This is a genomic window from Saccharopolyspora erythraea (assembly GCF_018141105.1).
GTDB lineage: Bacteria > Actinomycetota > Actinomycetes > Mycobacteriales > Pseudonocardiaceae > Saccharopolyspora_D > Saccharopolyspora_D erythraea_A.
In genome coordinates this window covers 6062020-6076871 of record NZ_CP054839.1, presented here as the reverse complement: position 1 = coordinate 6076871, position 14852 = coordinate 6062020, and the positions used below count along the sequence as shown (strand labels likewise).

Annotated in this window: 13 protein-coding genes; 6 read left to right on the top strand and 7 right to left on the bottom strand. The window is 70.6% G+C overall.

Annotated features, from left to right (window positions below; genetic code table 11):
* Positions 1-57 precede the first annotated feature (57 nt).
* Positions 58-969: a LysR substrate-binding domain-containing protein gene (locus HUO13_RS27130; protein WP_211897856.1), complete on the top strand. Its 912-nt coding sequence runs from the start codon at positions 58-60 to the stop codon at positions 967-969.
* 79 nt (positions 970-1048) lie between these two features.
* Here HUO13_RS27130 and HUO13_RS27125 read toward each other — a convergent pair whose 3' ends face one another.
* A complete protein-coding gene (locus tag HUO13_RS27125) occupies positions 1049-2296 on the bottom strand; it encodes a flavin-containing monooxygenase (RefSeq protein WP_211897855.1) in 1248 nt (415 codons plus the stop codon).
* A 306-nt stretch (positions 2297-2602) separates the two neighbouring features.
* On the opposite strand from HUO13_RS27125, the gene HUO13_RS27120 reads away from it, so the two are divergent.
* The 5 genes from HUO13_RS27120 (at position 2603) to HUO13_RS27100 (ending at position 7807) form a co-directional block, all read left to right on the top strand.
* Positions 2603-3025, top strand: coding sequence for a RidA family protein (locus HUO13_RS27120; protein ID WP_211897854.1), 423 nt, complete (start codon positions 2603-2605; stop codon positions 3023-3025).
* Positions 3022-3699, top strand: coding sequence for a DUF1028 domain-containing protein (locus HUO13_RS27115; RefSeq protein ID WP_211897853.1), 678 nt, complete (start codon positions 3022-3024; stop codon positions 3697-3699). Before HUO13_RS27120 ends, HUO13_RS27115 begins: the two co-directional genes overlap by 4 nt.
* The gene (locus HUO13_RS27110) at positions 3699-4829 is read left to right on the top strand and encodes a M20 family metallopeptidase (RefSeq protein ID WP_211897852.1); all 1131 of its coding nucleotides are present in this window, start codon (positions 3699-3701) and stop codon (positions 4827-4829) included. The genes HUO13_RS27115 and HUO13_RS27110 overlap by 1 nt, the downstream gene beginning before the upstream one ends.
* 66 nt (positions 4830-4895) lie before the next feature.
* Positions 4896-6305 (top strand): aspartate ammonia-lyase, encoded by a 1410-nt coding sequence (locus HUO13_RS27105; RefSeq protein WP_211897851.1) that lies wholly within the window; start codon positions 4896-4898, stop codon positions 6303-6305.
* A 152-nt stretch (positions 6306-6457) separates the two neighbouring features.
* Positions 6458-7807: an MFS transporter gene (locus HUO13_RS27100; protein ID WP_211897850.1), complete on the top strand. Its 1350-nt coding sequence runs from the start codon at positions 6458-6460 to the stop codon at positions 7805-7807.
* A 118-nt stretch (positions 7808-7925) separates the two neighbouring features.
* On the opposite strand, the gene HUO13_RS27095 is transcribed toward HUO13_RS27100, so the two are convergent.
* From HUO13_RS27095 to HUO13_RS27070, 6 genes are all read right to left on the bottom strand, one after another.
* Entirely contained in the window at positions 7926-9662 is a 1737-nt protein-coding gene (locus HUO13_RS27095) for an ABC transporter permease subunit (RefSeq protein WP_211897849.1), read from the bottom strand.
* Complete coding sequence (locus HUO13_RS27090; RefSeq protein ID WP_211897848.1) at positions 9659-11155, bottom strand: ABC transporter substrate-binding protein; 1497 nt, start codon at positions 11153-11155, stop codon at positions 9659-9661. The genes HUO13_RS27095 and HUO13_RS27090 overlap by 4 nt, the downstream gene beginning before the upstream one ends.
* A gap of 43 nt (positions 11156-11198) precedes the next feature.
* On the bottom strand, positions 11199-12482 hold the full coding sequence (locus HUO13_RS27085) for an MDR family MFS transporter (protein ID WP_211897847.1): 1284 nt from the start codon (positions 12480-12482) through the stop codon (positions 11199-11201).
* A complete protein-coding gene (locus tag HUO13_RS27080) occupies positions 12479-13207 on the bottom strand; it encodes an ABC transporter ATP-binding protein (protein ID WP_211897846.1) in 729 nt (242 codons plus the stop codon). The genes HUO13_RS27085 and HUO13_RS27080 overlap by 4 nt, the downstream gene beginning before the upstream one ends.
* Positions 13208-13278: 71 nt before the next feature.
* Positions 13279-14127 (bottom strand): ABC transporter ATP-binding protein, encoded by an 849-nt coding sequence (locus HUO13_RS27075; RefSeq protein ID WP_211897845.1) that lies wholly within the window; start codon positions 14125-14127, stop codon positions 13279-13281.
* 83 nt (positions 14128-14210) lie between these two features.
* Positions 14211-14699 carry a GNAT family N-acetyltransferase gene (locus HUO13_RS27070; protein WP_211897844.1) on the bottom strand — a complete coding sequence of 163 codons (489 nt, stop codon included), beginning with the start codon at positions 14697-14699 and terminating at the stop codon, positions 14211-14213.
* Positions 14700-14852: the final 153 nt, after the last annotated feature.

Sequence of the window (14852 nt, the reverse complement as noted above, 5' to 3'; positions counted from 1 at the left end):
CGCCAGGCTTCCGGCAGAGGCGCGCAGACAGCCCCGCACGCGAGGCAGGATGTCGCGATGAACGAGCCTGCCTTCACCCTCGTGCAGCTGCGCTACTTCGAGGCGGCGGCCCGGCACCTCAGCATGACCGACGCGTCGAAGGAACTGATGGTGTCCCAGTCGGCCGTGTCGACCGCGATCGCGCAGCTGGAGAAAGAGATGGGCGTGCAGTTCCTGCTGCGCCACCACGCCCGCGGGCTCAGCCTGACCACGGCGGGCGAGGCGTTCTACAAGAGAGTGCTGGACTTCCTCGCCCACGGCGCCGAGCTCGTCGAGACCGCCCGCCAGGCCGGCACCGAGCTGGTCGGGACGCTGACGGTCGGCTGCTTCGCCACGCTCGCACCGTTCCGCATCCCCGGTCTGCTGGCGGATTTCGAAGCCCGGCACCCGCAGGTCCACGTGTCCCTGCGCGAAGGCGAGCACCACGCGCTCAAATCGGCCCTGCGCTCCGGCGAGACGGAGCTCGCCCTGCTGTACGGCTACGACCTCGACGACGACATCGACCGCGAAGTCGTGGGAACCGCGGCCCCGTACGCCCTGGTGTCCGAGGACCACCGGCTCGCGCGGCGGAAGAACCGCAAGGTGTCGCTGCAGGACCTGGCCGACGAGCCCATGGTGCTGCTCGACCTGCCGCACAGCCGTGAGTACCTGCAGTCGATCCTCAGCGACGCGGGCGTGCAACCCCGGGTCCGGCACCGCACCAGCGGCTACGAGACCGTCCGTGCTTTCGTCGCGCACGGCCACGGCTTCGCGCTGCTCAACCAGCGCCCGCCGGCCGAAACCACCTACTCGGGGGCGCGGGCCGTCCCGCTCACCCTGACCGACGACGTCCCGTCGCTGGACATCGTGGTCGCCTCGATGCGAGGAGTCCGCCTGACCCGGCGGGCGCAGGAGTTCCGGGAGCTGTGCCGCTCCCGCTACGCGAGCTGAGACGCGCGGGACACGCGCACGCGGCACGGTTCGCGGCCGGGAGGCGATCGCCTCCCGGCCGCAGAGCCGGTCGAACGAGTCAGTCCTCGTGGCCGAGGTAGCGCCGCCGGGTCGCGATGTGGTCGGCCACGAACTTGGCGTCGTGCCACACCCCCCAGATGAAGCTCGAGCCACGGCGCGACAGCCAGGGCAGCCCCAGGAAGTACACGCCGGGCTCGCACGACACGCCGCGACGGTGCTTCGGCTTGCCGTTCTCGTCGAAGGCGTCGACCTGCAGCCACCCGTAGTCGACAGCGAAGCCGGTCGCCCAGATGATCGAGCCGACTCCGGCGGCGGCGAGATCGAGCTCGAGGATCGGGTCGGTCACGCAGGCGGGATCCGGCCCCAGCGTGCGAGCCCCCGGTTCCTCCGGCAGGTCCAGGCCGTTGCGCGCGACATAGGCGTCGGCTTCGTCGAGCAGCGCGAGGTAGTTCGCGTCGCCCTTGGTGATGTTGGCCCCGAGATCCGGTGCGAAGCGCAGGATTCCGTTGTCGAACTCGCTGGTCATGCCGACGAGGTCGATCCCGAGTCCGGCGAGGGCGCGGAAGTCCACGGTGTGCCCGCCGCGGGCGCCGCTGACCGCGATGGTGACGTGGTCGGCCCCCGACGGCGGAGTCTCGGCGTCCCACTTGCCGAGCACGCCGAGCCACCAGCAGAAGTCGCGCCCGCGGTAGCGGCGCGGAGGACGGTCGTGGGGACCCACGGACAGGTACACGGCCCGCCCCGACCGGCGGAGCTCTTCGGCGATCTGCACTCCCGACGAACCGGCGCCGACCACCAGCACTCCGCCGGCGGGCAGCTGCTCGGGATTGCGGTAGGCACTGGAGTGGATCTGCAGGGGTCCGGCTTCCCGCGGCACGATCGGCGGGATCACGGGCCGCTGGAACGGCCCGGTCGCCGCGACGACGAACCGGGAGTCGATGGTGCCGTCCGAAGTCTCCACCCGAAAACCGGGCCGTCCCTCGAGCTTGCGGACCGACGTCACCTCGACCCCGGTCCGGATCGGCGCGGCGATCTTCTCCGCATACGCCTCGAAATAGGCCGCGACCTGATCTTTCGAAGCGAACGAGTCGGGCGCGAGGTCGCCGAACTCCAGACCGGGGAAGCGGTCGTGCCACGCGGGCCCGTTCGCGACCAGCGAGTCCCACCGCTGCGAACGCCAGCCCTCGGCGATGCGGTCGCGTTCCAGCACGAGGTGCCGCACGCCGCAGTCACTCAGGTGCTCGCTCATCGCCAGGCCGGCCTGGCCCCCGCCCACGACGAGGGCCTCCACCTCTGGGATCGACATCCAGACCTCCACTCCGGACCGGCGGGCGGACCACGCCGGTCCGCCTCGATGCCTCTGTGCCACCGGATCCTGGCCGCGGAGAATTCCCGTGTCCAACAGATGTTTTGGGTACACGAGATCTGATTTTTCGATCCAGGGTGGCTGTGTCGCCTGGCGGGCGGCCCGGGGCGGCGTCGCCCCATTGCATCTGGATTTTCGATTCATTGGTACTGAAAGATCTACTGGACAGAAGGTCGCGGGCGACGTCAGGCTGAGGCGACGGCGCCGCCGACCGATCCGACAACCACCGCCGGGAAAGGCCACGAAGTGACTGTTCATCGCCGCATCCGCCCGTTCAACACGCGCGAGACCTATCCCGAGCAGAATCTCGACAACGACCTCTGCCAGGCCGTCGTCGCCAACGGCACCGTCTACGTCCGCGGCCAGATCGGGCAGGACCTCGACACCAGCGAGTCCGTCGGGATCGGCGACCCGGCCGCGCAGGCCGAGCAGGCCATGGCGAACATCAAGATGCTGCTGGAGGAAGCAGGCAGCCGGATGGAGCACCTGGTCAAGCTCACCATCTACCTGATCGACCCGCGCTACCGCGAGGACGTCTACCGCACCGTCGGGCGCTGGACCAAGGGTGTGCACCCGATCTCGACCGGTGTGGTGGTCTCCGCACTCGCCCGGCCGGAGTGGCTGTGCGAGATCGACGCCATCGCCGTGATCCCGCAGGAGGAGAAGTGACCTTTTCGATCGTGGCCCGCGACACCTCCGGCGGCACCATCCGCTTCGGTGTCGCGGCCAGCTCGTCCAGCCCCGCCGTCGCCGCCCGCGTCGCGCACCTGCGTCCCGGCGTCGGCGCCGCGGCCTCGCAGAACATCACCGACCCCCGGCTCGGCGGCCGCCTGCTCGACCGGCTCGCCGAGCACGGCGACGCCGAGCGGGCACTCGCCGGGGTCACCGCCGACGCGGACGACATCGAGTACCGGCAGCTCACCGTGCTCGGCCCGACCGGCCCGGGCTTGGCCTACAGCGGGCCCCGGACACTGGGCAAGCACGGTGCCGCCACCGCCGACGGTGTCGTGGCCGCGGGCAACATGCTGGCAGGCGACCACATCCCGCAGGCCATTGTGGACGCGTTCACCTCCGCCACCGGTGAGCTGGAGCAGCGGCTCGTGGCCGCGCTGCAGGCCGGTCTCGCCGCAGGCGGCGAGGAAGGCCCGGTCCACTCCGCAGGCATCGTCGCGGTATCCGATGTGGACTGGCCGGTCACCGACCTCCGGGTGGACTGGGCCGACGACCCCCTCGACCGGCTCGCCGGGCTGCTCGACGTGTGGCTCCCGCAGCGCGACGACTACGTCACCCGCGGGCTCGACCCCTCCTCGGCCCCGTCCTACGGCGTGCCGGGAGACCAGTGATGACGGCACTGAAGAACGCAGCCCGCGCCGAGGTCGACCGGCACGCCGACGAGCTCATCGGCCTGTCGGAACGGCTGCACGCCGACCCCGAGACGGCATGGGAGGAGCACCGCGCCGCCGCGGCGGTCCCGGAGCTGCTCGACCGCGCCGGATTCGCCGTCACACCGGGCTACCTCGGCCTGGACACCGCATTCCACGCGAGCTTCGGCACGGGTCCGGTGCGGATCGCGCTGTGCGCCGAGTACGACGCGCTGCCCGGCCTCGGCCACGCGTGCGGCCACAACCTCATCGCGGCCGGCTCCATCGGTGCCGCACTGGGGCTGGCCGCGGTCGCCGACGACGCCGGGGTGACGGTCGAGGTCTACGGCACCCCGGCCGAGGAGGGCGGCGGCGGCAAGATCGAGCTGCTCGACCGCGGCGCATTCGCGGGCGTGGACCTCGCGATGATGGTGCACCCGGCACCCGTCGACGTCGCCGAGGCCCGGCCGTTCGCCGTCAGCCACTCGAAAATCGCCTACACCGGCAAGTCCGCGCACGCCGCCGCCTATCCCGAGGCGGGGATCAACGCCGCCGACGCGTTCACCGTCGCCCAGGTCGCCATCGGCCTGCTCCGCCAGCACATCCCCGCCTCGGCGCGCGTGCACGGCGTCGTGACCCACGCCGGCGACGCGCCGAACGCGATCCCCGAACACGCCGCCGGCCGCTGGTACGTGCGTGCCGAGACGCTCGCGGAACTGGCCGAGCTGGAGCCGCGCGTGCTGCGCGCGTTCGAAGCCGGCGCGCTGGCCACCGGCTGCGAGCTGACCGTGGAACCGGAAAGCAAGCCCTACGCCGAGTTCCGCGCGGACGAGGCAGCCTTGGCGGCCTACCGCGCCAACGCGCTCGACCTCGGCCGCGAGTTCGCTCCGGACGGCACGGCCTCCCGCATGAACCGCGCCTCCACCGACATGGGCAACGTCTCGCAGGTCGTGCCCGCCATCCACCCCTACATCGGCATCGGGTCCCTGCCCGCGATCAACCACCAGCGCGAGTTCGCCGCACACTGCGTCGGCGGCACCGCGCAACGAGCCCTGCTCGACGGCGCGATCGCACTGGCGTGGACCGGAGTGGACCGAGCACTGGCGTCGTGACCGCCAGCTCGCGCATCCGCCGCACGCTCACGTTCTGAATCCGAACTTTTCCCGGGAAGGACAACGATGTCCCACGCCCCGACGCGCGCCGAACACGACATGCTCGGCGAGATCAGCGTGCCCGCGCACGCCTACTACGGCGCCCACACCGCCCGCGCCCTCATCAACTTCCCCATCACCCGGGAGACCCTCGCCGACCGGCCGCACCTGGTCGCGGCACTGGCGGTGGTCAAGCAGGCCGCGGCCACCGCCAACGCGGAGGCCGGCGCCCTCGACCGCACCAGGGCCGAGGCCATCGCGACAGCCTGCGCGGAGATCAGGAACGGCCGGCTGCACGACCAGTTCGTCGTCGACCTGATCCAAGGCGGCGCCGGGACCTCGACGAACATGAACGCCAACGAGGTCATCGCCAACCGGGCCCTGGAACTGCTCGGCCACGACCGCGGAGACCACTCCGCACTCCACCCGCTCGATCACGTCAACCTGGGCCAGAGCACCAACGACGTCTACCCGACCGCGGTCAAGCTCGCGCTCGACAGCCACCTCGCCGAGCTGCTCGCGACGCTCGCCGGTCTACGCGAAGCGTTCTCCGCCAAGGCGGTCGAGTTCGCCGACATCCTCAAGATGGGCCGCACCCAGCTGCAGGACGCGGTCCCGATGACGCTCGGCCAGGAGTTCGGCGCGTTCGCCGCCACGCTCGGTGAGGACGAGCAACGCCTCGCCGAGGTCCGGCTGCTGCTGCACGAGCTCAACCTCGGCGGCACGGCCATCGGCACCGGACTCAACGCCCGTCCCGGCTACCGCGAGCTCGCCGTGGCGCACCTGCGCGAGCTGACCGGCATCCCGACGCTCGTCTCCGCCCCCGACCTCATCGAGGCCACCCAGGACGTCGGCGTGTTCGTCCAGCTGTCCGGCGTCCTGAAACGGGTCGCGGTCAAGCTCTCGAAGATCTGCAACGACCTGCGGCTGCTCTCCTCGGGTCCGCAGGCCGGGTTCGGCGAAATCACCCTGCCCGCCCGGCAGGCCGGTTCCTCGATCATGCCCGGCAAGGTCAACCCGGTCATCCCCGAGGTCGTCAACCAGGTCGCGTTCGAGATCGTCGGCAACGACGTGACGATCACCCTTGCCGCGGAAGGCGGACAACTGCAGCTCAACGCCTTCGAACCGATCATCGCGCGGGCCCTGACCGCCGGCCTCGACCACCTGACCGCCGCGATCGGCGTGCTCACCGAGCACTGCGTCCGCGGCATCACCGCCCGCCGTGAGCACCTGGCGGGCCTCGTCGCCACCTCCGCGGGCCTGGTGACCGCGCTGAGTCCCGCGCTCGGCTACGAAACCGCGAGCACCATCGCGCTGGAGGCACACCGCACCGGCCGGCCCCCGCTGGAGCTGGTGCGGGAACGGCAGCTGCTGACTAACGAGCAACTCGGGGCGTTGACCACACCTCAGGCCCTCACCGGAGGTCCCCTCAGCTGACTCGGCTGCGGTGACGTTGCCGCTTCAGCCACGCCCCGTGTTTCGGGCTTCTGCATAGATCCTTCCGATGCATTGCTTTGTTTATTTCTTCTTGTTGGATGCCGCGGACCGCTCCTAGCGTCATCACGAGAACCGGTCCAAGGAGGACACCCATGACCGCACGGGAATCCGCTCCCGTCAGGGAGCTCGCCGACACGATCGCCGATCCCGCGACGCTGCGTCGAAGCGTCGCCGCGGGCGCGGTCGGAGTCTTCGTGCACTGGTTCGACTGGGCCGCCTACGCCTACCTCGCGAGCACCATCGCCTCGGTCTTCTTTCCCGCAGACGACGCCACGGCCGGTCTGCTCGCCGTGTTCGGGGTCTTCGCGGTCTCGTTCGGGATCCGTCCCGTCGGAGCGCTGGTGTTCGGGCCACTCGGAGACCGGATCGGCCGCAAGCGCACACTGTCGATCGTCATCTTCATGATGTCCGGTGCCACGCTCGCCATCGGCCTGCTGCCCGACTACTCGAAAATCGGCATCGCGGCCCCACTGCTACTGGTCCTCCTGCGCCTGCTGCAGGGCTTCGCCGCGGGCGGCGAGTTCGGCAGCGCCGCGAGCTTCCTCGCCGAGTTCGCGCCGCGCCGCCGCCGCGGGTTCGGCGTCAGCTGGCTCGAAGTCGGCTCGCTGCTGGGATTCCTCGCCGGATCGTTCGTGTTCCTCCTGCTGACGGTCGGCCTCTCGGACGCGCAGCTCACCTCGTGGGGCTGGCGCATCCCGTTCCTCATCGCCGCGCCGCTCGGCATCATCGGCTTCATCGTCCGCAACAAGATCGAGGACACCCCGGAGTACCGCACCCTCGAAGCGACCGACAACGTGCCCCGCAGCCCCGTGCGGGAACTGGTGCGCAACAACAAGAAACAGCTGCTCCAAGCCGCCGGACTGATGACGATGATGCACGTGCCGTTCTACGCCGTGCTCACCTACCTGGTCACCTACCAGACCGATTACCTCGGCCACTCCTCCGACAGCGCCGCGCTCCTGTCCACGGTCATCTCCCTCGTCGGGCTGGTCCTCGTCCCGACTTTCGGCCGCCTGTCCGACCGCGTCGGCAGGCGACCGGTCCTGCTCGGCGCGGGCGTCGCGCTGTTCCTGCTCGCGACCCCGGCCTATCTGCTGATGCGCACCGGGCTCACCGGAACGTGGATCGGCGGGCTCACGCTCGGCGTCGTGCTCTCCGCGATCCTGGGCACCTACGCCGTGTGGTCCGCCGAGATCTTCCCGACCCGCACCCGCCAGGGCGGCCTGTCCATCGCGTACAACCTCACCGCCGCCCTGTTCGCCGGCACCGTGCCCTACCTGATGACGGTGCTGATCTCGGCCACCGGCAGCACGCTGGTGCCCGGCCCGTACCTCATGGCCGCCGCCCTGATCGGGCTGATCGCGGCCTACTCTCTGCGCGAAACCGCCGGGGATCCGTTGCTGCAGGCAGAAGACCTCACCGGCGAACACACCGAAGCCTGAATCGGAGTCCCGATTCCGGAAGAACCTGCGGACGTGTACCCGACCTGGGTTGTCATCGGTACCAGCTCTGTATCGCCGGGCGGTGCCCGGTGAGCGCGACGTCGCCAAGAGAGCGTCGTCAGTGGCGTCCGGTGCGGGCCAGGCCGGCGATCAGCCCGAGCAGTGCGAGCCCGGTCGCGGGGGCGGCGACGGTCCACGGTGCGGTCTCGGTGTAGGCCAGGGACTGCGACAGCATCGTTCCCCACTCGGGGGAGTCGTGCGGAGCGGCCAGCCCGAGAAAGCCGAGTCCGGCCAGCGCGAGCGCGTTGTGGGGGAGCCGGACGAGTGCGTGCCGGGCGACCGAGGGCAGTACCGACGGCAGCACATGTCGCAACAGGATCTGCGCGCGGCCGGCGCCACTGGTCACCGCCGCCTGCGCGAAGCCGGAAGCGCGGACCTCGGTGGCCAGTGTGCGGCTGTGCACCGCAAGCGGAATCCATGCCACCGCGCACACGGCGACGGCGGCGCTGAGCATGCCGGGACCGGCCACCGCTGCCACGATGACGCCGGCCAGCACCGGCGGCACCGCGTTGAGCACATCGGCGATCCCGGCGCGGGGGCGGGTTCGCGTGGTGCCTGCGACCAGGCCGATCACGAGGGCCGCGGCGCTGACGGCCAACGACGCTCCGATGCTCGGGAGCGCGCCGTGGCCGAACCGGGCCAGCAGGTCTCGGCCGAGCGCGTCGGTGCCGAAGGGATACGCGGCGGTGGGGGATTGGAGGCGGTCGGTGAGGCTGATCGCGTTCGGATCGCGCAGCAGTCCGGCGACGATGGCGGTGCCCAGCACCGCGGCCACGGCGAAGGCCCACCGCGGGGTTGCGGTCGGCCTCGGCGCGGCCGGTGCCATGCCTGCGCTGTGCAGGGCAGCACCCAGCATCCACCGGTGCGCGAGGATTCCCGCCGCGCCGAGCGCGAGGCCGAGCACCGCCAGGACGGCCACACACGCCTGTACCACTGGCAGGTCCTGGGCGAGCACACCGTGCAGGGCGATGGCCCCCAACCCCGGGATGGCGAAGACCGTCTCGATCACGATCCCGGATCCGAGCAGACCGACGAACAGCAGCACCAGCTGCGGCAGCGCGACGGCCACGGCGCGGTGCATGACCGCGGTCAGCACGGCGGCTCTGCGGAACCCGGTCGCTCTCCAGGTGTGCACCCACGGTTCGGACAGGACGTTGTCGACGGCGGTGGCCAGCACCCGGGTGAGCACTCCCGCGGCGGGGATTCCCAGCGCCAAGGCGGGAAGAGGCATGTGTTGCGGTCCTGCCCACCCCGACGTCGGCGCGAGTCCCCAGTGGACCGCCACCGCCGAGAGGAGGACGGCGGCGAGCAGGAACTCCGGCAGTGCCGCCAGCAGTGAGCCGACCGCGATCGCGCCGTTGCCGACCGACTGCGCTGTCCGGGTTGCCCGCCACAGACTCGGTGCGAGCACGAGCAGCGTGCACAGCAGGCAGACCGCGCTGGCGGCCAGTGCCAGGGTGATCGAGATGCCCAGTGCTTGACCGATCGAGGTGGACACCGGTGCACCGGTGACCCAGGACTGACCGAAATCACCCCGCACCGCGCCTGCCAGCCAGCTCACCGTGCCGCTGATCGGGTCGTCGGGCATGCCGACGTCCCGTCGAATGGCCTCCAGCACGGCCGGGTCGAGCTCCTGTTCGGCAGAGCGGGCGCGCAGGACGGTTTGCGCCGGGTCATCGCCGCCGAGCCAGGGCAGGGCGCCGACGAGGAACGCGAGTCCGGTGAGTGCGCCCACGACGACGAGCAGCCCCCGGAGTGCGGGCACCACCGTCGGTGCGCTCGCAAGCGCCCTCATGCGCCCGGAACCGTCTCTGCGGTGATCAATCGACGGTCGAAGCTGTCCTCGGCGACGCCGTGGACGCCGGGTGCGACTCCGATGCGGGTGCGCTCGTGGGCCAGGGGGATGACAGCGTCGTGGGCGAGCACCTGTGCGGCGATCCGCATCGCCGCCTGCTTGCGCTGCTCCGCATCGGCCGCGCCGGCTTCGGCGACAGCGGCGTCGAGGGCGGGATCGCACAGCATCGACAGGTTGTAGCTGCCTCCGCAGGTCCAGTCGGTGCTGAGGTAGCCGACCGGGTCGCCGGTGTCGATCCCGTACGAGCGGGTGCCGATGACCACGTCGTAGTCACCTCGAAGCAGTTTGGACTCCAGTGTGGAGTATTCCTGGACGACCACGTTCTCGACCGTGAATCCCGCGGAGCGCAGGTTCTCGGCGACCACCGAGGCTATCTCGGGAAGCTCCGGGCGTTCGTCGTAGGTGGCGATCCGGATCGGCTGCCCCTGCGGTGTCGCGGGAGCGGTTTCGTGCTGCGGGGCAGGAGGTTCCGCCGCCCACGTGCTGGCAGGCCCGAACAGGCCCTTGGCGGGGTCGGCTTGGCCGGCGTAGACACCCGCGGTGATCTGCGCCGGGTGAACGGCGTCTCGAGCGGCCGCCCTCAGCGCCGGATCGGACAACGTGCCCTTCCTCGTGTTGAGGTGGGCGCTGACCAACCGTGGCAGCGGGAAGTCGAGCACCTGGTGGCCGGTGATCGTGGGCAGTTGGGAGACCGGCACGGTGTCGATGATGTCGACCTCACCCGCACGCAGCGCGTTGGCCCGGCTCGCCCCGTCGGCGATGAACCGGGCGTCGACCCCGGATGCCTTCGGCGCACCGCCCCAATACTCCCGGTTCGCACTCAGCGTCGCGCTCGCGGCCCCTTGGACGCTGTCGAGCACGTACGGGCCAGTGGCGGCGCGAACGGGATCCGGTGCGGTCGGATCTTCGCGGTAGGCCGACGGCGCGAGGATGGCCAGTCCTGGTGCGGTGAGCCGTTGCGCGAGGATCGGATCGGGCGTGGCGGTGGACACCTCCAGGGTGCGCTCGCCGGTTGCCGCGGCGGACAGTTCGACGCCCTTCAGGGCACGCGGTGGAGTGGTTGCCGTGGCGGCGTCGTGGAGCGCGGCGGCGGCGTGCTCGGCGGTCAGCGGTGTGCCGTCGTGGAAGCTCACCCCCGGGCGCAGCGTCATCCGCAGAGTGACGGGGTCGATCTGCTCCCAGCTCTCCGCCAACGCGGGGCGGGGTGTGCCGTCGGGGTCCAGGGAGGTGAGGGTCTCGGTGACGCCGAGCTTGCTGAGCAGCACCGCGTCATCGCTGTAGGGCGACATCTCGGCGGCGGGCTGGAACGCCATCCCCACGTTCAGCCGGTCGGCCGTTCCCGTGCCGGGGCTGCCGGCGAAGCAGCCGGAGAGGAGGAGGGCGCCTGCCAGCATGCTCGCGGTGAGGGAGGCTCTGTTCGGGCGCACGGGCATGGGAGCGGATCTCCTTGAACGCGGAGGGATGTTCCGTAGGACTCTAATGAGAACGGTTTTCATTCGGGTAGTGCCGGGCGAGCACGAGCAGCGTGAGACCTCCCACAGCGGGCAGGACGGCCAAAAACAGCCACGGCACCGCGGCCGCTGCCGCGGGCTGCGCGGCCAGGTCGAGCAGCCCGCCCGCGGCCCCGCTGCCGACCAGCACCGCGAGCCCGCCGGCTGAGGACAGGAAGCCGTAGTAGGAACCGAGGTTGTCTTCGCGTGCCAGCCGCGGCACGAGGTCCTGGGCCACCGGGACGGCCAGCATCTGGCCGAGGGTCAGCAACACCACGAACGCCACGGCGGATGCGAGGCCCAACGGCCCGGGCAGCGGTGTCCACGGCGCCCACGCCGCGACCACGGCGAAGGCCAGGCTCAGCAGGCCGAAACCCAGCGGTAGCGCCCGGGTCGCTCCCAGTCGTGTACGGGCCCATCGCGCGAGGGGGATCTGGCCGAACACGACCATCACCGCGGCGAGGGCGAACATCCACCCCAGCGCCGATTCCGCCCCGACGCGTTCGAGTTCGACCGGAAGCGCCAGGTAAAGCTGGTTGTAGCTCAACAGGTAGGCGCTGTAGGCGGCGGCGAAGACGAGGAACGTGCGGTTGCGCACGATGTCCGACCAGCCCGCCAGCAACGGGCGCCGATCATCCCGGGCACCACGAGGCAGCCAACGCGCGTGCGCGACCAGGATGAGCGCGAAGACCGCCGCGGCCGCCGAACAGGTCAGCCCGAAATCCACGCCGAGGAGAGCGGCCCCGAGCAGCGGACCGGTCACCGCGCCGATTTCACCGCACACCGCGAACAATCCGAACAGCTCGGCGCGGGTGATGATCCCGCGGTCCTCCAGAGCCGCGCCCTGCGCGGCCAACGCGGATTCCACCGCCGGGGAGAACAGCGCTGCGGCGAATCCGATGAGCACGGTGCCGGTCAGGACGGTGCCGAGGTCCCCGGCCGCGGCCAGCACCACGAACCCCGCGATGCGCAGGACGCACCCCGTCAGCACGGTGGGCCTGATCCCGAAGCGGTCGGTCAGGGCGCCACCGATCACGAACAGCCCTTGCTGGCTGAACGTCCGCACCCCGAGCACGACACCGATCGCCCAGCCCGCCATCGCCAGGTCCTTGGACAGGTGCACCGCCAGGAAGGGGACAACCAGGTAGAAGCCCACGTTGAAGGCGAGCTGGGTCAGCAGCAGCAGTCGGGCGATCCCGGGCAGCCGTGCGAACTGCGCCAACAGCGACCAACGCCGTACGAGGGGATTCCGTTGCGTTCCGGCGGTCACTCAACGATTCCTTCGGAGAGGTAGGCGCTCAGGCGCGGGACGGAGTCGAGCAGTGTCCGGGTGTAGTCGTGTGCGGGGGATCTGAAGACGTCGTCGGTGCTGCCGTGCTCGACGATCTCGCCCGCGCGCATGACCAGGACCCGATCGCAGAGCCTGCGCACGACGGCGAGGTCGTGGGTGACCAGGAGCAGGCCGAGGCCCTCGCGTTCGACGAGATCCCGCAGGCGACCCAGCACGCGCGAGCGAACCGATGCGTCCAACGCGGTGACCGGCTCGTCGGCGAGCAGGAACCGCGGCGACGGGGCCAGAGCGCGGGCGATCGCGATCCGTTGCCGTTGTCCGCCGGAGAACGCCGCGGGACGTCGGTCGGCCATCTCCGGCTCCAGCCCGACCAGGCCCAAGACCTCGGCGACCCGCTGTTCCCGGTCGACTGGCACGCGCAGATACCGCAGGGGTTCTGCGATGGCATCACCGATCCGCATCCGGGGATTCAGCGATGACCACGGGTCCTGGGGGATGAACTGCACCTCGGAGCGAAACCACCGCAACGACCGGGCTCCACCCGGCCGTACGGGATGGTCCTGGTAGGACACGGTGCCCTCGTCCGGGGCTTCGAGCGCGAGCAGCATGCGCAGCAATGTCGACTTGCCGCACCCGGATTCCCCGACGATGCCGACCCGCTCACCTGCGCCGAGTTCCACGTCCACCCCGTTGAGCGCGTGCACCCGGGGCGCGGATCCGAGCCCCGGCGAGGAAGCCCGGTAACTTCGACGAAGCCCCCTCGCCCGCAGCATCCTCACGACACCGCCTTCCGGTCGTGGTGTCGTGGGCACGCTTCCAGCGATAGCGCGCTGTCGACCAGCTCGACGGTGCGCGGGTGCCGCGGTGCGCGAACCAGCTCGGTCATGGGGGAGTGCTCGACGATCGTGCCGTCGTGCATGACCATCGCGCTCGAGCAGAGCTGGGCGACCACCGCCAGATCGTGGGAGACGAACAGCAACGCCGGAGCATCCTCGCCGTCGGCGATGTCGGCGAGCAGCGCGAGGATGTCGGCTTGCACCGTGACGTCGAGCGCTGTCGTCGGTTCGTCTGCCACCAGAACCTCCGGTCGGCAGGCCAGTGCCATCGCGAGCGCCACGCGCTGGCGTTGTCCTCCGGACAGCTGCGGCGGGCAGCACCGCACCGCCCGCTCCGGGTCGGTGAACCCGACACGCGCCAGCATCTCGGTCGCCGCGGCATGCGCCTCGGTCCGGGCCAGGCCGCGGTGCCGGCGCAGGGGTTCTGCCACCTGCCGCCCGACCCGCACCAACGGGTTCAGCGCGGACAGCGCGTCCTGGAACACCATCGCGATCGAGGCGCCCCGGAACCGCGCGAGCCGTGACTCGGGCAGTCCGAGCAGTTCCTCGCCGTCGAACCGGACACTGCCACCGACCCGGGCCCCGGTCGGCAGCAAGCCGAGCAGCGCGAGCCCGGTCAGCGACTTCCCCGACCCCGACTCGCCGATCAGGCCTCGTCGCTCACCGCGGCCCAGGCGGAAATCCACTCCGTCGACGACTCGGCGACCACCGATCTCGACGGTCAACCCCTCGACCTCCAGCACCGGACGATCATGCTCCGCCCCGGTCTCCGCGCACTCCATGCTCATATGATAATCATTTTCACTTCTTGGCTCGTCGTCGCATCCGTTTTGCGCGCTTCGCGGCGTGGTCCGGTGCCTGGGGAGACGCCTCAGATACCGGCGTGTTGACACGCGGGAGGCAGGGGGATCTCGAAGTGGATGATCGCGTTGTCGGTGCCGGTTCCCCGCTCGTCGTGAATCTCCTTGGCAAGGCTGCGCCAGAAGGGCTCGGCACCGTCGATCGCGGGATCGGTGTGCAGGTAGACCGTGTCGTACCGGCCGGAGTCGGCGACGAACCCGCAGGCCAGGTCGACCAGAGCGCGGGCAAGGCCGCGGCGGCGGTGGGCCGAGCGCACGTAGGTGCGGCAGAGCTGCGCGGTCGACGGGCGGTCGTAGCGTTCGGCGAGCCAGTGCGGGTTGGGCGGACTCTTCGGGCCACCTGCGCGTACCGCGGCCGTCCCCACGACCTCGTCTCCCAGTGCCGCCACGAACAGCGCCTGCCCCGGCTCCCGGAAGTAGGTGTCGGTCATGTTGATCACGTCGCCGTGCCATTCGGGCACATATCCGTACCCCATGACCTGGTAGAACGTGTCGAACATCAGTGTGCGAGCACCCTCGAGATCGGCAGGGAGCGCCCGCCGGACCACATACTCTCCGAGCCCCCGGACCTCTTCTTGCGACACGTTCCACCCTCCGAGTAGCACAGCCGATGCGGAGGTGGATGCTAACAAGTTGCTATAGCAGCTCTCTGG